This window comes from Actinoplanes sp. NPDC004185, from assembly GCF_053603475.1.
Window position 1 is genome coordinate 1 of record NZ_JBSGFR010000087.1, and the last position, 19,657, is coordinate 19,657.

The window sequence follows — 19,657 nt, forward strand, 5'->3', positions numbered from 1 at the left end:
GCTCAAGCAGCTCGCCCAGCCCGGCTGGCGCGCGGTGCTTGAGCCGCGGGACCAGCGGCGAGCCCCCGCCGGCGACCAGGGCGACGAGGTCGGCGCCGGTCATGGCCGGGGTCGGCTGCAACCGGGGTACGGCGAAGCGCCGCTCCCCCGGCCGGTGCAGCCGCCGGCCGACCTCGGTGGCGTTGTCGTGCCCGGCGGCCAGCACCGCGGCCCGGACCTTGGCGCCGTTGTAGCCGTGCGGGTACGCGAAGCTGCGCACCCGGCGCTGCAGCCGCTGCTCGAGCTCGTCCTTGCTGCGCAGGGTCTCCTCGCGCAGCTGGGCGGCGCTGAGCACGTCGAGCGGGTGGTGCAGCAGGCTGTGGTTGCCGATCTCGATGCCGGCGCCGGCCACCTCGGCGAGCTCGTCCCAGGTGAGCAGCCGGCCGAAGTCGGGGGCCCAGCGGCCGAGCCAGCCGGCCGGCGCCCCGAGGTGACCGACGGAGGCGTAGAGGGTGGCTCCGGCGCCGGCCTCGGCCAGCACGGGCACGCCGGCGGTGAGGAAGTCGCGGTAGCCGTCGTCGAAGGTGACCGCGATCAGCTTGTCGGTGCTGCCGCGCTCCAGCTCGTCGAGGGCGGTGGAGAGCCCGACGAGGCGGTAACCGGCGTCGGTGAGCGCGCCGAGTTGCTCGGCGAGGCGGCTGCGGGGCACGGCGAGATCACTCAACGGGCCCGCCACGGCGGACACGGAGTGATACATCAGCGCCGGCAGGGACTCCCATGCCGGCGGCGCCGCAACGGTCACCGTTCGTTCCTCCCACACCTGACGGACATGACCATTATCGGTCGCCATCCCGGCAAGCTTCGGGGTTCGGGCAACTCCGCCCCGGGCCCGGTCCGCGGCCCATCGTGGCCGCTCAGGCCACGCTACGGCGCAGTTTCCGAGGTGTCCAGCGCAGTTGCCGGACCATTGATCGACATATCGGCGTCGGTCATTCTCTCCGGCACCGGCGGATCCGGCCCGGGCCGGCCCCTCCACCGAAAGTCATAGCCGCGATCCGGCTGCGGAGGGAAGCGGAACACCCGCCGTCACGGCGAAGGTGTGAGCATGAAACCCGACCGTGCGCGACGACTCGCCGAGGCCACCCTGGAGGCCGGGCTCGTCCTCGGCGTCGCCGCACTGCCCACCGCCTGGCCGGTGCTCGACGCGCCGCTGGCCCTGGTGCTGGCGGGCATGCTGCTGACCCTCACCGCGGCGACGTACGCGTTGCACGCAGTGACATTTGACTGCTTCCTGCTGACGGGGCACCGCGCTCGACGCCAGTATTCTTATACCCAGCGTAAGGAGTGAACCGCCGGACATCCTGTTGCGTACCCCCGGTTGCAGCGTCCTCAAGACCCCGGGGAGTGAACAGGATGTTCCGGCTCATCCAACTCCGAGCACAGCACGGCGTACCCCGCATCGGGATCGACCCCGACGGCTACGGCAGCGAACAGGCCGCCCTGACCCGCTACCGGGAGTCACCGACGGCGTACTTCGGCATCGGCCGCTTCGACGAGGCCGGCCGGCTCGCCGAGATCATCATGGACACCGTCTGCAGCCCGGCGGCCGACTGCCCGCGACCCGCCATGGTCGTGCACGCCGAGACCTTCCGGCCGCTCTGCGACACCTGCTCCTTCGGCCTCGAGGTGCTCACCGTGCCGGAACTGGCGCTGCACCTGGGCGTCGTGGTCCGGATGGCGCCGGTGCTGGCCCCTTCCGGTCGCCACGCCGCGCCCGACGAGACGTACTCGGCGAGCAACCGGATCGCCCGCGAGTTCGCCACGCACGTCGACGACCCGGTGTGGCGCATGGAGCTGTGCGCGGAACTGGCCCGGACCCCGTCGGCGGTCAACGGTCTGCTGATCGGGGTCGGCGCGCTGAGCCACCGCGACGTGCTCGACCACTACCCGGCGCTGTGCGCGCTCGGCACCCAGCTGCCCGGCGTCATCCACAGCGACCTCGTGCGGGCCATGACCAGACCGCTCTCCCCGGCCGGTGTCACCGCGTTGCGGCTGGGGCTGTGAGCCGTACCGTACGGGCATGACCGTCACTTTCGAAGGGCTCGTCGAGCGGGCCCGGGGGCTGGTCCGCGACGGCCGACGGGCGATCCTGGGCATCGCCGGCGCTCCCGGCGCGGGCAAGACCACGCTGGCCGAGGAACTGGTCGCGGCACTGGCGAAGACGGCCGGCCCGGAATGGGTCGCGCACGTCCCGATGGACGGCTTCCACCTCGCCGACGTGGAGCTCGAACGGCTGGGCAACCGCGACCGCAAGGGCGCGCCGGACACGTTCGACCCGCTGGGCTACGCGGCCCTGCTGCGCCGGCTGCGCGAGGACACCGACGAGATGATCTACGCGCCGGGCTTCGAACGGGTCATCGAACAGCCGGTCGCCGGCACCATCGGCGTACCCCGCGCGACCCGGCTGATCGTCTCGGAGGGCAACTACCTGCTGGTGCCGGCCGGCGGCTGGGAACGGGTCCGGCCGCTGCTCGACGAGGTCTGGTACGCCGACCTGGACCAGGAGTCCCGGCTGCACCGGCTGATCGACCGGCACCGGCGCTTCGGCAAGAGCGAGCACGACGCGGCCCGGTGGGCGACCGGCACCGACGAACGCAACGCCACGGTGATCGCCGCCACCCGGGAGCGGGCGGATCTGCTGGTCCCGGCCGCCCTCATCGACAGCATCGGCACTCCGCCCCCGCCGCCCTGAGCATCCACCGGCCGGACCGTGGCAGACTTCTGCTGTGTCTGTCGGTGAAACCGTCGAGACCGAGCCGCGTCGCCGGCCCGGCCGCGCCCTGCGATTCGGCCTGATCGTCGCGGCCGTGCTCCTGCTGCTGTTCGGCGTGCCCTGGTGGACCCTCGTCTGGTCGGGCAACCGGTGGCCCGGCGCCGTCTTCGCCGCCGGCACCGCGCTGGTCGCCGTCGCCGCCGTGGCCTTCCCGTTCCTGATGGTCAGCGGGCACGGCCGGCACCACCGCGACGGCGCCGCCCGGGCCGCCGACACGATGCTCGGCATCGTCTGGGTGCTGTTCGTCTGGTCGCTGCTCGGCAACGTGCTGCGGGCGGTGCTCGCCCTGGCCGGTGTCGCCGACCCGGCCCGCTCCCGGATCGTCACGGTGTCGGTCGCGGTAATCGCGACGGTCCTGCTGGTCTGGGGGTACGCCGAAGCGATGCGCGTCTCCCGGGTCCGCCTCATCGACGTGCGCATCCCCCGTCTCGGTCGAGGGCTCGACGGCCTGAAGGTCGTGCTGCTGACCGACACCCACTACGGCCCGATCGACCGGGCCCGCTGGTCGCGTGGCGTCATCGACGTCGTCAACTCGCTGGAGCCCGACGTGGTCGCGCACACCGGCGACATCGCGGACGGCGAGGTGGCCCAGCGCCGCGAGCAGGCGGCGCCGCTCGGCGACGTCCGCGCCCGGCTGGCCCGGGTCTACGTGACCGGCAACCATGAGTACTTCAGCGGTGCCCAGCGCTGGGTCGAGCACATGGCCTCGCTGGGCTGGGAGGCCCTGCACAACCGGCACGTGGTGGTGACCCGCAACGGCGACAGCCTGGTCGTGGCCGGCGTCGACGACCGTACGGCCGCGGGTTCGGGCGTGCCCGGCCACCACATGGACCACGAGGCCGCCCTGGCCGGCACCGACCCGGACCTGCCGGTGCTGCTGCTCGCCCACCAGCCGCAGCAGATCACCGGGGCGGTGGCGCACGGCGTCGACCTGCAACTGTCCGGCCACACCCACGGCGGGCAGATGTGGCCGTTCCACTACCTGGTCCGGCTGGACCAGCCGGTGCTGCAGGGACTGAGCCGGCACGGCGAGCGCACGCAGCTCTACACCTCGCGCGGCACCGGCTTCTGGGGGCCGCCGTTCCGCATCTTCGCGCCGAGCGAGATCACCCTGCTCACCCTGCACGCGGGCTGACCCCGCCATGGTGACGCACGCGATAATCCGCGACCGCGTAATTGCGTTGAGTCCGTACCCGCACGCACCGCAGGATGGAGCCACCGCCTTCCCCTATCCGTGAGGACTTTCGATGCGCCTGCTCCGCGACTTATGGGCGACTTCGCCCCGGCGCACCGGTTTCGTGGCGGTCCTCATCGTGCTGGGCGCGGCCGGGCAGGCCGGCGCGCTCGGCCTCGCCGGCGCCGTCCTGGTCAACCGGTCCGTGCCACTGTTCATCCTGCTCGCCATCGCCCTGGTCGTCTCCGTGCTCAGCGACGTCATCGTCGGCCTGGTCGTCGCCGGGCTGACCGCCGACTGGGCGGCCACCGTGCGCCGTGGTCTGTGCCGGGTCGCCTTCGGCCAGGAGCTACCGGCCCTGGAGAACACCCCGGTCGGCGAGCTGCTCGACCGCATCGACAGCGACGTCTACCAGGTCGGCTCGGAGCTGCGCGGCAGCGGCGTCCGGCTGGCCCAGTCCCTCGCCGTGGCGGTGCTCTCCATCGTCACCGCGTTCTTCGCCTGGTGGCCCGCCGGCCTGGGCATGCTGCTCGTCTCGATCCTGCTGGTGGCCGTGCTGACCAAACCGGTCCAGCGCATCTCGCCGCTGCGGGTGCGCGAGGAGGAGGCCTGGTCCGACCTGGCCGCGGTGATGGAGGAGTCGGTCCACGGCCAGGACGACGTCCGCACCAGCCTGGCCGCCCCGTACGTCCGCCGGCTCTACGCCCGGCGCGCCCGCGAGGTGCTGATCCGCGGCCGCAAGGTGTGGACCACGTCGTCGCGGGTGACCCTCAGCGCCGGGGCGATCACCCGGGTGCTGATCGCGGCCCTCGTGATCGTCGGCGCCTGGGCCCTGACCGCCGGGCACGTCGACGGCGCCCGGCTCACCGCGGTGTGGCTGCTCGCACTCGGCTTCGGCGGCACGCTGGAGCACGTCACCCGGATGGTGCCGGAGCTGCAGAACGCGCTCGGGGCCTGGAGCCGCGTGCAGTCGCTGCGGGCCGTACCGCAGGAGCCGACGTCCGGGCTGCCGCCGGTCGACGGCGACCTGCAGATCCGGGATCTGACCTTCCGCTACGGCGAGGCCGACTCCGGGCGCCCACCGGCGCTGCGCGACATCAACCTGTCCTTCGCCCGCGGCCGGTCCTACGCGCTGATCGGGCGCACCGGCTCGGGCAAGTCGACCCTGGCCAAGGTGCTCACCCGGGCGGTGGACGTGCCCCGCGGCACCGTCTTCCTCGGCGGCACCGACATCGTCGACCTGGACGTCGAGGGGCTGCGCCGGTGGACGGCGATCGTCCCGCAGCGCACCGAGATCCTGGCCGGCACCCTGGCCGAGAACATCGCGCTGTTCGACCCGGAGCTGCAGCCGCGGGCCGGCGCCGCGCTGGAGGAGCTGGGCCTGACCTCGTGGGCCGACGCGCTGCCCGACGGCATCGACACCCGGCTCGGCGAGGGCGGCTACGTGCTCTCCGCCGGGCAGGAGCAGCTGGTCGCGTTCGCCCGGATCCTGGTCCGGGATCCGCACGTGGTGATCCTGGACGAGGCCACGGCCCGGATGGACCCGGTCACCGAGGCCTGGGTGCAGCGCGCCACCGACCGGCTGCTCGCCGGGCGCATCGGCGTCATCGTCGCGCACCGGCTGTCCTCGGTGCGCCGCTGCGACGAGGTCGTGGTGCTCGCCGACGGCCAGGTGCTGGAGGCCGGCCCGCTGCGCGAGTCGCAGCGGTTCGCCGAGCTGCTGGCGAGTTCCAACGTCACGGCGCCCGCGCGCGCCTCCGGCGGGGTGGCCCTGCTCGAACGGGAGCCGGAGGAGCCGCTGCGCACCGAGCTGGGCAACACGCTGCCGCTGGCCGACCCGCCGCCGCTGCCACCGGCCCCCCGCGCCCGCACCATGCGCGAGATCGCCCGGCTGACCATGAACGACCCGCGATACGGTCTCGCCGCGATCTCGCTGTTCCTCGTCCTGGTGCTGCTCGGCCTGGACGGCGCGATCCTGCCGCTGCTGTGGTCGCAAGTCGTCGACAACGTCGGCGATCCGATGTGGCCGGCGATCGGCATCACCGCCGGGCTCATCGTGGCGATCCCGGCGCTGTACTACACCGGCGCCTGGTTCCCCGAGTGGTGGGTCCGGCAGATGCTGCGGATCAGCATGCGGCTGGTGCACGGCCAGATCGGCCCGCGCCGGGTCAGCAAGTACACCCCGGCCGAGGTCGTGGCCCAGGGCGGCGACACCGAACGCGTCGTCATGCTGGCCGACAACCTGATCGACACCAGCGTCAGCCTGGTCATGATCGTGGCGATGACGGCGGCCTCCCGGTCGTTCGTGCCGGCCGCGTTCTTCATCGGCACGATGGTGATCTCGGGCCTGGCGGCGACGCTGTTCGGCCCCCGGCTGGAACGCGCGGCCCGGCACACGGTGGCGGCCCGCGCGGCGTTCGCGACCGCGCTGGTGTCCTCGCTGTCGGCGGCCCGCACGGTGAAGCTGGCCGGCGCGACGAGCTCGGTGCTGGAGCATCTGGCCGGGCTGGACGCGGCCCGCAGCGATCGGCAGCGCCGGGAGATCTCGATCCAGGTGTGGGCCCGTTCCACGCCGTCGGTCGTCAGCGGCCTGCTGCCGATCGCCGCCTGGGCGATGTACCTGGCCGGCAACCTGTCGGCGGCGGCGACGCTGATCGCGGTGGCGACCCTGGGCGCGGCCCGGTGGTTCGCGTGGACCACGGCCTCACTGGTGTCGCACTTCCCGTCGGCCCGGGTGTGGACGCGCCGCACGGTGGCGATGGCCGGGGTGTCGGAGTATTCGTCGGCGGTGCCGGGCGTGGACATCGCGCAGGGGACCGCGGACGCGCCGCCGGCCCCGCCGCGCAACCCGCTGCGCACCTTGGCGCTGTCCGGCTTCAGCGCGGTGCACGAGAACGGCACGGTCGGCGCCCAGGACATCGACCTGGTCGTCGAACGCGGCCAGCTGGTGCTGGTCGTCGGCCCGGTCGGCGCCGGCAAGTCGTCGCTGCTGCGGGCCCTGGCCGGGATCGTGCACCACACCGGCTCGCTGACCTGGAACGGCCGGCCGGTGGACGAGCCGGAGGTGTTCCTGCGGCCCAACCAGGTCGGCTACGTGGCCCAGCTGCCCCGGGTGCTGTCCGGCACGGTCGCGGACAACATCAAGCTCGGTCACGAGGTCGATGCCGCCGACGCGGTGAGCACCGCGCAGCTGGAGCACGACCTGGCGGCGGCCGGCGGCGGCCTGCAGCTGCTGATCGGCCACAAGGGCACCCGGCTCTCCGGCGGCCAGCTGCAACGGCTGGCGCTGGCCCGGGCCCTGGCGCCGCGCACGGAGCTGCTGATCGCCGACGACGTGTCGTCCGCCCTGGACGTCACGACGGAGCTGGAGCTGTGGTGGGCCCTGCGCGAGCACGGCGTCACGGTCATCGGCTCGACCTCGAAACGCGCGGCGCTGTCCCGCGCCGACAAGGTGGTCGTGCTGATCGGCGGCCGCGCGGTGGCCCAGGGCACCTGGCGCGAGCTGGAGGACAGGTACGGCCACCTGGCCGGCTGAGTGATCGCCGGCGGCGGGTTTCCGCCGCCGACGGTCCCCGGCCTGCTACCGGCTCACCACGTCCCGCTTGCTCGGGACCAGGGCGTGCGGCTCGCTGTCCGGGTCGTCGATGCCGAAGCTGATGATGCGACGCGGGTGGATCCGGATGAGCGCCTCGCCCTCGGCGGGCTGGACCGCCTCGGCGACGCCCCGGATCTCCAGGCAGCGCACCCGCCACGGGTCCGTCGAGAGCAGGTCGTCGACCACGAAGGCGACCCGCCCGTTGTCCGCGACGTTGCGGTACTTGCGGCTGGCGGCCATGTGCCAGCCGCTGATGTCGATGGTCGCCAGGTCGCTGTTCCAGCGGAAGCCGACCGGGCTGACCTGCAGGGTGCCGTCGGGCTGGGCGGTCGCCAGGCGGCCGAGCGGCTGGGCGGCCAGGTAGGCGAGTTCTGCTGCGGTGAAGGTCATGCCCGCAGTCGACAACCTGCACCCGGCTTCAGGTCAAGAGCTCGCGGTCAGGAGGCTGCCTGCGTCTGCAGCTGCCGGACCACGCTCGTGACGGTGCCGGCCGGGATGGCGAATCCGAGGCCGACGCTGCCGGTGCTCTGGTCGCCGGCCGTGGCGATGGCGACGTTGATGCCGATGACGTTGCCGGAGGTGTCGACCAGGGCGCCGCCCGAGTTGCCCTCGTTGATCGGCGCGTCGGTCTGCAGCAGGCCGGTCAGCTGCTCGGTGCCGGTGCCGACCTCCCGGTCGAGGGCGCTGACGATGCCGGAGGTCACGGTGCCCTCCAGCCCCAGCGGTGCACCGAAGGCCAGCACGGTGTCGCCGACGGCCACACTGTCGTCCGTCCCGAACGTGGCCGGGGTCAGCCCGGACACCCCGGTCGCCTGCACCAGCGCCAGGTCGTGGGTGCTGTCGGCGGCGACAACCTCGGCCGGCACGGTACGCCCGTCGGAGAGCCGCACGCTGACCGTGCCCCCGGAGGAGATGACGTGGTTGTTGGTCAGGATCAACCCGTCGGCGCTGAGCACGACCCCGGAGCCGAGCGCCGACTCGTTCGCACCGTCGATGAGCACGGTGACGATGCTGGGCGCGACCTTCGCGGCGATCGGGGCGAGGCTGTTGCTCTCACTCACGGCCACAGCGGTGGCGGTGGTGGCCGTGGCGGCGGTGGTGGTCAGGGCCCGGTCGGCGTAGTGCTCGGCGACGAGGCCTCCCGCCGTACCGCCGCCGGCGATCAGCGCGAGCACCGCGGCGCCGCCGGCGACCCGCCGCGGCCAGTGCCGGTCTCCCCCGCCACGGTGACCGAAGACGTCCGGCGGCGGCGGCGGAGTGGTGCCGGTGGACGTGGGGTCCTCGATGTACGGGGGCCGGGTCAGCAGATCGGTCATGGCGCGCCTCGCCTCGTCAGTGAGCGGTGATGACCCCACTGTCGCCCGGCAGGTTGTCAGCGGGCGGTGAGCTCTCTGTGGGTTGCCTGTACGCGCGGACGCCGTGGGCCGCCAGCGCATGCAGGAACTCCATGGGATCGAACCGCGCACCCAGCGAAGCGACCCCGGCCGACGCCCCCTCACCGGCCACGATCCGCGCGGCCGCCTCCACGACCAGCGGCGCGGTGACCGCGTAGATGTCGCGGCCACTGGCCACCGCCCGGCGCTCCCCGCCACCCGAGCGGGCGACGACCTCGACCAGGAACGTCTGCGCCGACCGCCCGTGCTCGTCGACCGCGACGGGGCCCGACGGATCAGCGGCGAACAGGTCGTCGACCGCGTTGCTGGTCATGACCGTGAAGATGTCGGTGACGTCCAGATGGGTGGGGATCACGGCGCTGTCGGCCGTCGTGAACTCACCCACCACCGGCCGGGTGCCGACGGGCGCCGGGAAGGTCCACTCGGCGCGGGGTGCGTCGCCGGTGCGGTGCCGCAGCCGGCGGCCGGTGTAGGTGACGCGCCGGCCTTCGCGGCGCTGCGCGGACACCCGGCCCGTCGCCCGGGTGCCGGGGGTGGGGCGCCAGCCGCTGAGGGCGTAGGCGATGGTCAGGTGATCGGCGACCGGCCGGTCCCCCACCACCGCGGTCGCGAGCAGATCGGCCAGGCCGCCGTAGAAGGCGGCCGCCGGCACGATCGGGATGCCAGCGCCCGGAAAGGCGGCAAAGGTGTCGGTGACGACCTCCAGCTCGGCGGTGACGTCGAGATAGGGGATCCCGGCGCGGATCGCGGCCTCGATCGTCGGCGCGGCGGTCACGGCGAACGGACCGGCACAGTTGATCACGGCGGCGGCGTCCCGGAACGCCTCGTCCAGATCGGTGGCGCGACCGCAGGGTATCGGCGTCATCCCCCGCCGCCGCAGCTCGGCGACGACGAAACCGCCGGTGTGACCCCCGGCGCCCAGCACAGCGATCCTCTCACTCATGGTGATCAGCCTGGCCGCCCCGGCCCGGTACGGCCAGCGTCCGCAACGCCGTCCCCCGTACAGTTTCGGACATGCCCTCCGTCGCCCTGGCCGTCACCGACGGCACCCCGCTGTTCGAGCTCGCCGCGGCGTGCGAGGTCTTCGGCGTGGACCGTGACCTGGCCGCCCCCTGGTACGACTTCACCATCTGCGGCGATGACGGCGCAGCCGTCGGCGGCTGGCTCAGGGCCGGCATCCAGCACGGCCTGGAAGCCCTGAAGGAAGCCGACACGGTGATCGTCCCGTCCTGCCGCGACGCCGCCGACCCGCCGTCACCGGCACTGGTCGCCGCCGTCCGCGCCGCCCACGAGGCAGGCGCCCGGGTGGCATCCCTGTGCACGGGCGCGTTCACCCTCGCCGAGGCCGGCCTGCTGAACGGCCGGCGCGCGACAACTCACTGGGCGCACACGGCGCTGCTCCGCGACCGCTATCCGGCGATCGACGTCGACCCGGACGTGCTCTACATCGACGACGGCGACGTGCTGACCTCGGCCGGCAAGGCGGCCGGCATGGACCTCTGCCTGCACCTGGTCCGGACCGACCACGGTACGGCGGTGGCCAACGCCCTGGCCCGCACCCTGGTGGTACCCCCGCACCGGCAGGGCGGCCAGGCCCAGTTCATCCCGGCCGCGGTGGGACACGGACCGGACCACGTGCTGGCGGAGGTGCTGCCGTGGGCGCTGGAACGCGTTGCTTTGCCGTTGACGGTGCGGGAGCTGGCGCGTCGGGCGGGGATGAGCTCGCGGAACCTGGCGCGGCACTTCCACGCGGTGACCGGGGTGAGCCCGTTGCGGTGGCTGCTCACCCAGAGGGTGCGGCTGGCCCAGGAGCTGCTGGAGACGTCGGACCTGAGCGTCGAGCAGATCGCGGCACGGACCGGGATGGGCACGGCGACGACGCTGCGGCGGCACTTCAACCAGCAGCTCGGCGTACCGCCGGAGACCTACCGGCGGACGTTCCGCGCGTAGGGCACTGTCATGCCGTTCCGAGGCTCAATGCGCCGACCCCGCTTCCTCCGCCTCGCGGTCCGCGACCCGGCTGTTGCGCCGCCCGTATGTCAGGTAGACCACCAGCCCGATCGCCAGCCAGGCCAGGAACCGCAGCCACGTCTCCACCGACAGGTTCGTCATCAGGTACAGGCACGCCAGCGCCGACACGATCGGCAGGACCGGGGACAGCGGCACCCGGAACGGCCGGGACAGCTGCGGCCGGGTCCGGCGCAGCACCGGCACCGCCACCGACACCACCACGAACGCGAACAGCGTGCCGATGCTCACCAGGTTCGCCAGCGACGACAGCGGCACGAAGCCCGCCAGCAGCGCGATCCCCACGGTCACCGCGATGGTCGTCCGGTAGGGCGTGCCCCAGCGGGGGTGGACCGCGCCCACCTTGGGCGGCAGCAGGCGGTCGCGGGACATCGCGAAGCCGATCCGGCCGATCGCCACGATGTCGACCAGGATGACGCTGGTCAGGCCGGCCACCGCCGCGATCGAGACCAGGGCCGAGGCCCAGCCCGCGCCCACCGCGTCGAAGGCCGAGGCGATCGGGGCGCCGCGGTCGATCTGGCGGTAGTCGACCATGCCGACGACCACGAACGACACCGCGACGTACAGCAGCGCCGACACGCCCAGCGTGCCGAACAGACCCAGCGGGAGGTCGCGGCGGGGCTTGCGGGTCTCCTCACCCAGGTTGGCCACGGCCTCGAAGCCGGTGTACGCGAAGAAGACCACCGCCGCGGCGGTCAGCACCCCGGCCACCCCGAACGCCGACGGGTCGATGCCGAACAGCAGCTGGGACAGCGGGCGGGTCAGGCCCGACGCGTCGTCCTCGACCGGTTGCGACGGCGGGACGAACGGGGTCAGGTTGGCCGCCTTGATGAAGAAGGCACCGGCGATCACCACGAAGACGCAGACCGCCACCTTGACGACGACCAGCACGTTCGTGACGCGCGAGGACTGGCGGATACCGATCGTGGCGACCGCGCCCAGCAGCAGCACGATCGCGATCGCGCCGAGGTTGACGACGCTGTCCTCGCCGAAGAAGGTGCCGGGCAGGTCGAACAGCTCGGCCAGGTAGCCGGACCAGCCGCGGGCCACCACGGCGGCGCCCAGGGCGAACTCCAGCACCAGGTCCCAGCCGATGATCCAGGCGACGATCTCGCCCATGGTCGCGTACGCGTAGGTGTAGGCGCTGCCCGCGGTCGGCACGCTCGAGGCCAGCTCGGCGTAGCAGAGGGCGGCGAGCAGGCTGGCCAGCCCGGCCAGCGCGAACGCCACGATGACTGCCGGGCCGGCGTGGTCGCGCGCCTCGATGCCGGTCAGCGTGAAGATACCCGTACCGATGACGATGCCGATCCCGAAGCCCATCAGGTCCAGCGGCCCCAGCCGCCGGCGCAGCCGTCCGTCGCCCTCGCGGCCCTCCTCGGCCTGGTCGCCGCTCTGGGCCAGGACGACCTCGATCGGCTTCGTCCGCATCATCGACACGGTGGGCTCCCCTCTGTCCGGGACGGCTGGCGCGGCTTGCGGTTACCCCCGCTCCGGCCGGACCATGCGGGCGGCGCCGGTACCGCGCGTCACGCGGCCCGCGGAGTCACGCCGGCGACGGGTCGCGGGTCACTGCCCGCTCCGATCGCCGGACTACCGTCGTAACGGGCTGGTGTGCAGCAGCATCGGTACGACAACGACTGCGACACCCAGGTGCAGCGCCGAGAGAGCCACCCGGGTGAGGACATCGAGGCCCGGAGAAGTGATCGGCGCGAAGGACATCAGCAGCACCAGCACCGCGATGGCGGTCCAGATGCCGCGAGCCCTGAGAAGCCGGTACGCGCTTCGGCGCGGCACCTGGCGCCGGCCCACGGCGGTCATGCCGTGCCCAGCGGACGGCACGCCCCGTGCAGGAACAGATCCACCAGTTGTTCCGTCGTGGCCGAGCCGCCGTGACGCGGCCCGCCGCCCCGGCCGAAGAACAGGCCGAGGAAGGCGTCCGTCGTGGCCCCGGCCGATATCCGGAGGCCGGCCTCGTCGGGCTCGAACAGGTCCAGCACAGCCTGTCGCGTCGCCGCCTGAGCGGCGTCCCGGCCGGTGGACCGCTCGCGAGGCCGGGCGGGATCGATCGGTTCGGTGCCGGGCCGGCGGTGGGGCGTGCCGGACATGCGCACGGCGCCGATCACCGTGCCCATGCGCCCGAGATACGCGTCCAGGGCCTCCACCGCCTCGACCAGCCGCGCCGCCAACGGCTGCTCCAGCGAGATCGACTGCAGCTCCTGCAGGACGATCGCCGGGTCCTGCGCCGCGGCGATACAGGCGTGCAGAACGTCGTTCTTGTCCGCGAAGACGCGGAAGATGGTGGCCTCCCCGATGCCCGCCGCCCGGGCGATCTGGGCCGTCGTGACCGCGGCGCCCTGCTCGGCCACCAGGGGCAAGGCCGCTCGGACGATGGTCTCGCGCCGCTGCTCGGCCGTCATGCCCGGCGCCCGGCGCCGTCCGTTATCCGGTGTCATGTCGTCGACCGTACGGAGTGAGTACTCACTCCGTCAAGCCCGACCCTGACGGTGCAAACCCGGTTGACCGGCGTGATGGGGTTGCACCCGTGATAGATCTCTCTGCCGGGCTGTCCCCGGCCGCCCTCACCGCTGTCGAGGACCTGGAGCGCCGGGTCGTCGCCGCCGACGGCGGGCGGCTGAAGCTGGAGTGGAACGCATTGCGCCACCGCTCCGGGCGGGACGTCGAGGATGTGCTGTGGTGGGACGGCGAGCGGCTGCTCGGCTTCCTCGGCCTCTACACCCACAGCGCCCCCACCATCGAGCTGGCCGGGATGGTCGATCCGGCCGCGCGGCGGCGCGGGATCGGCACCGCGCTGCTGGACGCCGGGCTGAAACTGTGCCGCCGGCAGGAGCACAGCTCGGTGCTGCTGGTCGTGCCGCGGCACTCGGTGGCGGGAAAGTCGCTCGCCCTGCGGCGGAACGGCCGCCTCGACCACTCCGAACACGCCCTCCAGTTGCCCGGCGAGCCCGCCGCGGTGCCGGCCGATCCCCGCGTCACCGTCCGTGCCGCGACTCCCGCCGACCAGCCGGCCGTCCGGGAGCTGCTGCGCCTGGGCTTCGGGTGGGAGCCGCCGGAGTCGACCGGCCACGACCCGGATGCCCTGGTGGTCGAACGGGACGGCCGGGTTGTCGGCACCGCCCGGGTCAACCGTGACGGCGACCGGGCCGGGGTCTACGGCTTCGTCATCCACCCCGGCCTCCAGGGACGCGGCATCGGGCGGGACGTGCTGCACCGCATGTGCTGTACGGCCCGGGCCGACGGCGCCACTGTCGTGCACCTGGAGGTCGCCACCGACAACGACCGGGCCCTGAACCTCTACACCTCCCTGGGCTTCGAGCCGGTGATCACCGAGGACTACTACGCGCTCCCATGACGCGGGCCCGGGCCGGTGTTGGCCAGGCTCGCGTCGCCGCCGTAGTGGGCCAGGACCCGGCGGTCCATCAGGCGCCGCCACACCGGGGGCACCAGCGCGGCGACCAGCATCGTGGCGTACCCGGCCGGCAGCTGCGGCGACACGTCGAAGCTGCGCAGCACCTGGTAGCGGCGCAGCGGGTTGGCGTGGTGGTCGCTGTGGCGCTGCAGCTGGAAGAGGAACACGTTGGTGACCAGGCGGTCGCTGTTCCAGCTGTGCCGCGGGTCGACCTTCTCGTAACGCCCGGCCTGATTGCGCTGCCGGCGCAGGCCGTAGTGCTCCAGGTAGTTGACGGCCTCCAGCAGCGAGAAGCCGACGACGGCCTGGGCGAGCAGGAACGGCAGGACGCCCGGCCCGTACGCGACGGTGAGCGCGACGACCAGCACCACCGTCATCGCCCACGCGTTGAGGACGTCGTTGCGCGGCGTCCACGGGCTGCGGGAGCGGATCCGGAAGCGCTGCGTCTCCAGCCGCCACGCCGAGCGCAGGCTGCCCAGCACGGTACGCGGCCAGAACCGCCAGAAGCTCTCCCCGAGCCGCGAACTGGCCGGGTCCTCCGGGGTGGCGACCCGCACGTGGTGCCCCCGGTTGTGCTCGACGAAGAAGTGGCCGTAGCCGGTCGGCGCGAGGGCGATCTTGGAGAGCCAGCGTTCCACGTGCTCGCGCTTGTGCCCCAGTTCGTGGGCGGTGTTGATGGCCACGCCGTTGACGATGCCGATGGTCAGCACCAGGCCGAGGCCACCGACGAGGCTCGGGCCCCGGATCCAGACGGCGCAGGCCACGATCAGCGCGGCGTACTGGGCGGGCAGGTAGAGGTAGGTGATCCAGCGGTAGTAGGGCGAGCGTTGCAGCGCGGGCACCAGGTCCTCGGGCGGGTTGGCCCGGTCCTCGCCGATGAGCAGGTCGATGGCGGGGATCAGGCCGAAGACGACGACCGGGGTGAGCAGCCAGGCCCAGCCGGTGTCCCAGAGGGCGGCCACGGCGAGCGAGACGAACGGCAGCGCGGGGATCACCAGGGCGAGCGGCCACAGCGGGCGCTTGGTGTCCCGCCAGGCGGGGGCGGTGACGGTGGAAGCCATGCGGCAATCCTTTACACGAGGGCCGCCCGTGTCAATATTTTGGACATGACCATGCATCACGTCTAAGATTCGCTCCGATGAGTTACCGCGAGGAGAAGAGCCGGCAGCTGCGCGAGGCGATCGTGGACGCCGCCCAGGCGGCGGCCGTCTCGCAGGGCTGGGCGGCGGTGAAGATGGCCGACGTCGCCGACGCGGTCGGGGTGAGCCGGCAGACCGTCTACAACGAGTTCGGCACCAAGGCCGGGGTCGCCGAGGCGCTGACCGCCCGTGAGGTGAGCCGGTTCGTCGACGCGGTCCGCGCCGAGCTGGTCGCCCACGGCGGCGACATCCGGGCCGGGGGCGAGGCTGCCATCCTGCGCACCCTCACCGAAGCCGCCGACAACCCGCTGGTCAAGGCGATCCTGACCGGCACGCAGGGCGACGACGGTCTGCTGCCGTACCTGACGACCCGGTCCGAGCTGGTGCTGACAACGGCGAGCGCGGTCGTCCGGGACTGGGCCTCCGCGCACGTCCCGGCGGCCGGCGAGGACACCGTAGCCGCGGCCGCCGAGTCCATCGTCCGGCTGGTGCTCAGCCACGTCGTGCTGCCGTCCGCCCCGGCCGAGCAGACGGCTGCCGTGCTGGCCGACACCCTGGTCCGGCTGCTGCGCTGAACGGCCGGACCGGGAATCCGGCGCCGCCCCGAGTGGTTCGCACCGGGGTGAAGAAGATCGGTTTCCTGTCCTTCGGGCACTGGCGGGACGCGGCCGGGTCGCAGACCCGCAGCGGCGCCGACGCCCTGCTGCAGACCATCGAGCTGGCCGAGGCGGCCGAGGAGCTCGGCGTGGACGGCGCGTTCGTCCGGGTGCACCACTTCGAGCGCCAGCTGGCCTCGCCGTTCCCGCTGCTGGCGGCGATCGGCGCGCGGACGTCGCGGATCGAGATCGGCACCGGCGTCATCGACATGCGCTACGAGAACCCGCTCTACATGGCCGAGGAGGCCGCGGCGGCCGACCTGATCAGCGGCGGCCGGCTGCAGCTGGGCGTGAGCCGGGGCTCGCCGGAGACCGTGCTGCGCGGCGCCGAGGTGTTCGGTTACCGGCCGGCCGACGGACAGAGCGCCGCGGACGCCGCCCGGCAGAAGACCGAGATCTTCCTGACCGCGATCGAGGGCGCCAAGGTGGCCCGGACCGACCCGGCGCGCACCGGCTTCAGCGGTGGCCTGGCCGTGCAGCCGCAGTCGCCGGGTCTGCGCCGGCGGATCTGGTGGGGCTCGGGCACCCGGGCCACCGCGCAGTGGGCCGCCCGCGCCGGGCTGAACCTGCAGAGCTCCACCCTGCTGTCCGAGGACACCGGGGTGCCGTTCGACCGGCTCCAGGCCGAGCAGATCGAGCTGTACCGGCAGGCGTGGCGCGAGCAGGGCCACGGCTGGGAGCCGCGGGTGTCCGTCTCGCGCAGCGTGCTGCCGATCACCGAGGAGATCGACCGGATCTACTTCGGCGAGCAGGCCCACGACGACCAGGTGGGCCTGCTGGAGGGGGTGCGGTCGCGCTTCGGGCGCACGTACGCCGGGGAGCCCGACCGCATCGCCGAGGAGCTCGCGGCCGACGCGGCCGTCCAGGCCGCCGACACCGTGCTGTTCACCGTGCCCAACCAGCTCGGCGTCGCCTACAACGCCCGCATCCTCGAGACGATTACCCGACACATCGCCCCGGCCATCGGCTGGTCCGCGGCGCAGCCCGTGGCCCCGGGCAAACCCTGAGGCCGTCTCGGGGTCGTCCCGGGCCGGCTCCTCCCCCGGACTGAGCCCTGACCCCGACCGGCGTCCGGTACCACCGTTTCGCCGCATTCCTGCCCCGCGCGCCGACCCGAGCCGGGCACCCGGCCGGCTCCGGGTCCGGCACGGGTCCGACCCGGATGTTCCCAGCTCCCCCTCTGCCTAGGTTCAGGTTCGACACAGGAATCGACGCAGGGGGAACCAGCGATGAGCAAGCGACCGGTGACGGTTCGGGTGGCACGGTGGAGTGCCGAGCACCCATGGCGGGCGGTGGCGCTGTGGGTCGTGTTCGTCGCGGTCTGCTTCGTCGGGGGCAACGCGGCCGGCCTGCAGGAAGCCACGGCACAGGACCAGGCCGTCGGCGAGTCAGGACGCGCCGGCGTCATGATCGAGGAGGGCAAGTTCCCCGATGAGCCGGCCGTCGACAATGTCCTGATCACCTCGCGATCCGGCCCGCTGGACCAGAAAGCCGCCGGGGCGGCGGCCACCGCCGCGGCGGCCGAGCTGCGGAGCGTCCCGGGCGTCGCGGAGGTCGGCGCGCCGGTCAAGGCCGTCGACGGCACCGCGCTGCTGCTGCCGATCACCATGAGCGGTGACCCGGAGACCGCGCCCGAGCGGGTGGAGCCGCTGCGGGCGGCCACCGCGCGGGTCCAGCAGCAACACCCGGCCCTGCGCGTCGAACAGGTCGGCGGGCCGTCCATCAACAAGGCCCTCGACGACACCCTGGGCGCCGACTTCAAGCGGGCCGAGATCCTCAGCCTGCCGGTGACCCTGGCCATCCTGATCGTCGCGTTCGGCGCGCTGATCGCCGCGGGCATCCCGGTGCTGCTGGCCCTGTCCTCGGTGGCCGCCGCGATCGGCTTGTCCACTCTGGCCTCGCACCTGGTGCCGTCCAACGACTCCACCTCCAGCGTCATCCTGCTCATCGGCATGGCGGTCGGCATCGACTACTCGCTGTTCTACGTCCGCCGCGAACGCGAGGAACGCGCCAAGGGCCGCGGCCACGTCGACGCGGTGGAGATCGCCGCCGAAACCTCCGGGCACGCGGTGGTCGTCTCCGGTACGGCCGTCGTCATCGCCATGGCCGGACTGTTCCTGGCCCAGGACGCCATCTTCTCCTCGCTGGCCGTGGGTTCCATCCTGGTGGTCGCCGTCGCGGTGATCGGTTCCCTGACCGTGCTGCCCGCGCTGCTGGCCAAGCTGGGCCGCTGGGTCGACCGGCCGCGGGTGCCGCTGCTGTGGCGCCTCACCGCCCGCCGCACCGGAGCCGACGGCGTCGTGCAGCCCAGCCGCTTCTGGTCGCTCGTGCTGCGCCCGGCCCTGCGCCGCCCGCTGCCGACCCTGCTGATCAGCGTCGGGCTGCTGCTCGCCCTGGCCGCACCCGCGCTCGGCATGCAGCTCAAGTTCCCGGGCACCGAGGACCTCCCGCGCACCACGCCGGCGATGCAGGCGTACGACCGGCTGGCCGCCGCGTACCCGAGCAACGGCACCACCCACCTCGTGGCCGTGCAGGCCCCCGCCGAGCAGGCGCCCGCCGTCAAGGCGGCCCTGACCCAGCTGGCCGCGAGCACCCGGGGCGACCGGCTGTTCGCCGCGCCGGAGCAGGCCGGGCCGGAGATCGAGGTCTCCCCCGACTCCCGGGTGACCGTGCTGGAGATCGCCACGCCGTTCTCCTCGCGGAGCAACGAGGCCGAGCAGTCGCTGCACCGGCTGCGCGAGACCCTGGTCCCGGCCGCGCTGGGCGGGCTCAGCGGCGCCTCGTACGCCGTCGGCGGTGGCGTCGCCGAGAGCGAGGACTACGCCGCCCACGTGTGGCACAAGCTGCCCATCGTCGTCGGCTTCGTGCTGCTGCTGACGTTCCTGGTGATGGCGTGGACGTTCCGCTCGGTGGTGGTGGCGCTGACCTCCATCCTGCTCAACCTGCTCTCCGCCGGTGCCGCGTACGGCCTGCTGGTGCTGGTCTTCCAGAACACCTGGGCCGAGGGCGTGCTGGGCTTCACCTCGATGGGGGCCATCGTCACCTGGCTGCCGCTGTTCCTGTTCGTGGTGCTGTTCGGACTGTCGATGGACTACCACGTCTTCGTGGTCAGCCGGATCCGCGAGGCGGTGCTGCGCGGGGTGCCCAACCGCGAGGCGGTGGCCGAGGGCATCACCGGCTCGGCGGGCGTGGTCACCAGCGCCGCCATCGTGATGGTCGCGGTCTTCTCGATCTTCGCGACACTGTCCACCATCGACATGAAGCAGCTCGGCGTGGGCCTGGCCGCGGCGATCCTGCTCGACGCGACGCTGATCCGGGCGGTTGTGCTGCCCGCGCTGATGACCACCCAGCACGACACGGCGACCAGCGGCGCGACAGCGCCCCCGGAGGTGCCGCAGCAGCCGGCCAGCGCCAAGCCGAGTGGCTTCGCCG

18 protein-coding genes are annotated in these 19,657 nt (G+C 73.0%); 10 read left to right on the forward strand and 8 right to left on the reverse strand.

Annotated elements, in window-relative coordinates:
- A partial coding sequence (locus ACWEOZ_RS42880) for a polysaccharide deacetylase family protein (protein WP_451916421.1) occupies positions 1-781 on the reverse strand: 781 nt, incomplete at its 3' end.
- A 303-nt stretch (positions 782-1,084) separates the two neighbouring features.
- On the opposite strand from ACWEOZ_RS42880, the gene ACWEOZ_RS42885 reads away from it, so the two are divergent.
- The 5 genes from ACWEOZ_RS42885 to ACWEOZ_RS42905 all read left to right on the forward strand — a co-directional run bounded on the left by ACWEOZ_RS42885 (position 1,085) and on the right by ACWEOZ_RS42905 (position 7,521).
- A complete protein-coding gene (locus ACWEOZ_RS42885) occupies positions 1,085-1,327 on the forward strand; it encodes a hypothetical protein (RefSeq protein ID WP_451916422.1) in 243 nt (80 codons plus the stop codon).
- 65 nt (positions 1,328-1,392) lie between these two features.
- Positions 1,393-2,043: a hypothetical protein gene (locus ACWEOZ_RS42890; RefSeq protein ID WP_433717454.1), complete on the forward strand. Its 651-nt coding sequence runs from the start codon at positions 1,393-1,395 to the stop codon at positions 2,041-2,043.
- 16 nt (positions 2,044-2,059) lie between these two features.
- Positions 2,060-2,731, forward strand: a complete 672-nt coding sequence (locus ACWEOZ_RS42895; protein ID WP_451916423.1) for a nucleoside/nucleotide kinase family protein — start codon at positions 2,060-2,062, stop codon at positions 2,729-2,731.
- Between the two features lie 34 nt (positions 2,732-2,765).
- Positions 2,766-3,947 carry a metallophosphoesterase gene (locus ACWEOZ_RS42900; RefSeq protein WP_451916424.1) on the forward strand — a complete coding sequence of 394 codons (1,182 nt, stop codon included), beginning with the start codon at positions 2,766-2,768 and terminating at the stop codon, positions 3,945-3,947.
- A gap of 112 nt (positions 3,948-4,059) precedes the next feature.
- The gene (locus ACWEOZ_RS42905; protein ID WP_451916425.1) at positions 4,060-7,521 is read left to right on the forward strand and encodes an ATP-binding cassette domain-containing protein; all 3,462 of its coding nucleotides are present in this window, start codon (positions 4,060-4,062) and stop codon (positions 7,519-7,521) included.
- Positions 7,522-7,566: 45 nt separating this feature from the next.
- On the opposite strand, the gene ACWEOZ_RS42910 is transcribed toward ACWEOZ_RS42905, so the two are convergent.
- From ACWEOZ_RS42910 to ACWEOZ_RS42920, 3 genes are read right to left on the reverse strand one after another with little or no spacing between them, the layout of a single operon-like run.
- Positions 7,567-7,971, reverse strand: coding sequence for a PPOX class F420-dependent oxidoreductase (locus ACWEOZ_RS42910; RefSeq protein ID WP_451916426.1), 405 nt, complete (start codon positions 7,969-7,971; stop codon positions 7,567-7,569).
- Between the two features lie 47 nt (positions 7,972-8,018).
- Positions 8,019-8,897, reverse strand: a complete 879-nt coding sequence (locus ACWEOZ_RS42915; protein WP_451916427.1) for a S1C family serine protease — start codon at positions 8,895-8,897, stop codon at positions 8,019-8,021.
- A gap of 16 nt (positions 8,898-8,913) precedes the next feature.
- Complete coding sequence (locus ACWEOZ_RS42920; RefSeq protein WP_451916428.1) at positions 8,914-9,918, reverse strand: saccharopine dehydrogenase; 1,005 nt, start codon at positions 9,916-9,918, stop codon at positions 8,914-8,916.
- Positions 9,919-9,989: 71 nt separating this feature from the next.
- Here ACWEOZ_RS42920 and ACWEOZ_RS42925 point away from each other — a divergent pair, with 71 nt between their 5' ends.
- Positions 9,990-10,925, forward strand: a complete 936-nt coding sequence (locus ACWEOZ_RS42925; protein ID WP_451916429.1) for a helix-turn-helix domain-containing protein — start codon at positions 9,990-9,992, stop codon at positions 10,923-10,925.
- 24 nt (positions 10,926-10,949) lie between these two features.
- Here ACWEOZ_RS42925 and ACWEOZ_RS42930 read toward each other — a convergent pair whose 3' ends face one another.
- From ACWEOZ_RS42930 to ACWEOZ_RS42940, 3 genes are all read right to left on the reverse strand, one after another.
- Positions 10,950-12,431 (reverse strand): amino acid permease, encoded by a 1,482-nt coding sequence (locus ACWEOZ_RS42930; protein ID WP_451916430.1) that lies wholly within the window; start codon positions 12,429-12,431, stop codon positions 10,950-10,952.
- Between the two features lie 162 nt (positions 12,432-12,593).
- On the reverse strand, positions 12,594-12,821 hold the full coding sequence (locus ACWEOZ_RS42935) for a DUF6069 family protein (RefSeq protein WP_451916431.1): 228 nt from the start codon (positions 12,819-12,821) through the stop codon (positions 12,594-12,596).
- Positions 12,818-13,456: a TetR/AcrR family transcriptional regulator gene (locus ACWEOZ_RS42940; RefSeq protein ID WP_451916432.1), complete on the reverse strand. Its 639-nt coding sequence runs from the start codon at positions 13,454-13,456 to the stop codon at positions 12,818-12,820. Before ACWEOZ_RS42940 ends, ACWEOZ_RS42935 begins: the two co-directional genes overlap by 4 nt.
- 89 nt (positions 13,457-13,545) lie before the next feature.
- Between ACWEOZ_RS42940 and ACWEOZ_RS42945 the strand changes: the two genes are divergently transcribed.
- Entirely contained in the window at positions 13,546-14,373 is an 828-nt protein-coding gene (locus tag ACWEOZ_RS42945) for a GNAT family N-acetyltransferase (protein ID WP_451916433.1), read from the forward strand.
- Here the strand turns inward: ACWEOZ_RS42945 and ACWEOZ_RS42950 are convergent.
- Positions 14,358-15,491, reverse strand: a complete 1,134-nt coding sequence (locus tag ACWEOZ_RS42950; protein ID WP_451916434.1) for an alkane 1-monooxygenase — start codon at positions 15,489-15,491, stop codon at positions 14,358-14,360. The genes ACWEOZ_RS42945 and ACWEOZ_RS42950 overlap by 16 nt on opposite strands.
- Positions 15,492-15,568: 77 nt before the next feature.
- On the opposite strand from ACWEOZ_RS42950, the gene ACWEOZ_RS42955 reads away from it, so the two are divergent.
- The 3 genes from ACWEOZ_RS42955 to ACWEOZ_RS42965 form a co-directional block, all read left to right on the forward strand.
- A complete protein-coding gene (locus ACWEOZ_RS42955) occupies positions 15,569-16,144 on the forward strand; it encodes a TetR family transcriptional regulator (RefSeq protein ID WP_451916435.1) in 576 nt (191 codons plus the stop codon).
- A gap of 47 nt (positions 16,145-16,191) precedes the next feature.
- Positions 16,192-17,232, forward strand: a complete 1,041-nt coding sequence (locus tag ACWEOZ_RS42960; RefSeq protein WP_451916436.1) for an LLM class flavin-dependent oxidoreductase — start codon at positions 16,192-16,194, stop codon at positions 17,230-17,232.
- A 222-nt stretch (positions 17,233-17,454) separates the two neighbouring features.
- Positions 17,455-19,657, forward strand: a 2,203-nt coding sequence (locus tag ACWEOZ_RS42965; protein WP_451916437.1) for an MMPL family transporter, incomplete at its 3' end; no start/stop codon positions are given.

Bases quoted from the DNA above. Each gene is read 5' to 3' on its own strand.
- ACWEOZ_RS42955 (WP_451916435.1), top strand. From the start codon at position 15,569: ATGAGTTACCGCGAGGAGAAGAGCCGGCAGCTGCGCGAGGCGATCGTG.
- ACWEOZ_RS42910 (WP_451916426.1), bottom strand. From the start codon at position 7,971: ATGACCTTCACCGCAGCAGAACTCGCCTACCTGGCCGCCCAGCCGCTC.
- ACWEOZ_RS42905 (WP_451916425.1), top strand. From the start codon at position 4,060: ATGCGCCTGCTCCGCGACTTATGGGCGACTTCGCCCCGGCGCACCGGT.
- ACWEOZ_RS42940 (WP_451916432.1), bottom strand. From the start codon at position 13,456: ATGACACCGGATAACGGACGGCGCCGGGCGCCGGGCATGACGGCCGAG.
- ACWEOZ_RS42920 (WP_451916428.1), bottom strand. From the start codon at position 9,918: ATGAGTGAGAGGATCGCTGTGCTGGGCGCCGGGGGTCACACCGGCGGT.
- ACWEOZ_RS42915 (WP_451916427.1), bottom strand. From the start codon at position 8,897: ATGACCGATCTGCTGACCCGGCCCCCGTACATCGAGGACCCCACGTCC.
- ACWEOZ_RS42935 (WP_451916431.1), bottom strand. From the start codon at position 12,821: ATGACCGCCGTGGGCCGGCGCCAGGTGCCGCGCCGAAGCGCGTACCGG.
- ACWEOZ_RS42930 (WP_451916430.1), bottom strand. From the start codon at position 12,431: ATGCGGACGAAGCCGATCGAGGTCGTCCTGGCCCAGAGCGGCGACCAG.
- ACWEOZ_RS42925 (WP_451916429.1), top strand. From the start codon at position 9,990: ATGCCCTCCGTCGCCCTGGCCGTCACCGACGGCACCCCGCTGTTCGAG.
- ACWEOZ_RS42950 (WP_451916434.1), bottom strand. From the start codon at position 15,491: ATGGCTTCCACCGTCACCGCCCCCGCCTGGCGGGACACCAAGCGCCCG.
- ACWEOZ_RS42895 (WP_451916423.1), top strand. From the start codon at position 2,060: ATGACCGTCACTTTCGAAGGGCTCGTCGAGCGGGCCCGGGGGCTGGTC.
- ACWEOZ_RS42885 (WP_451916422.1), top strand. From the start codon at position 1,085: ATGAAACCCGACCGTGCGCGACGACTCGCCGAGGCCACCCTGGAGGCC.
- ACWEOZ_RS42890 (WP_433717454.1), top strand. From the start codon at position 1,393: ATGTTCCGGCTCATCCAACTCCGAGCACAGCACGGCGTACCCCGCATC.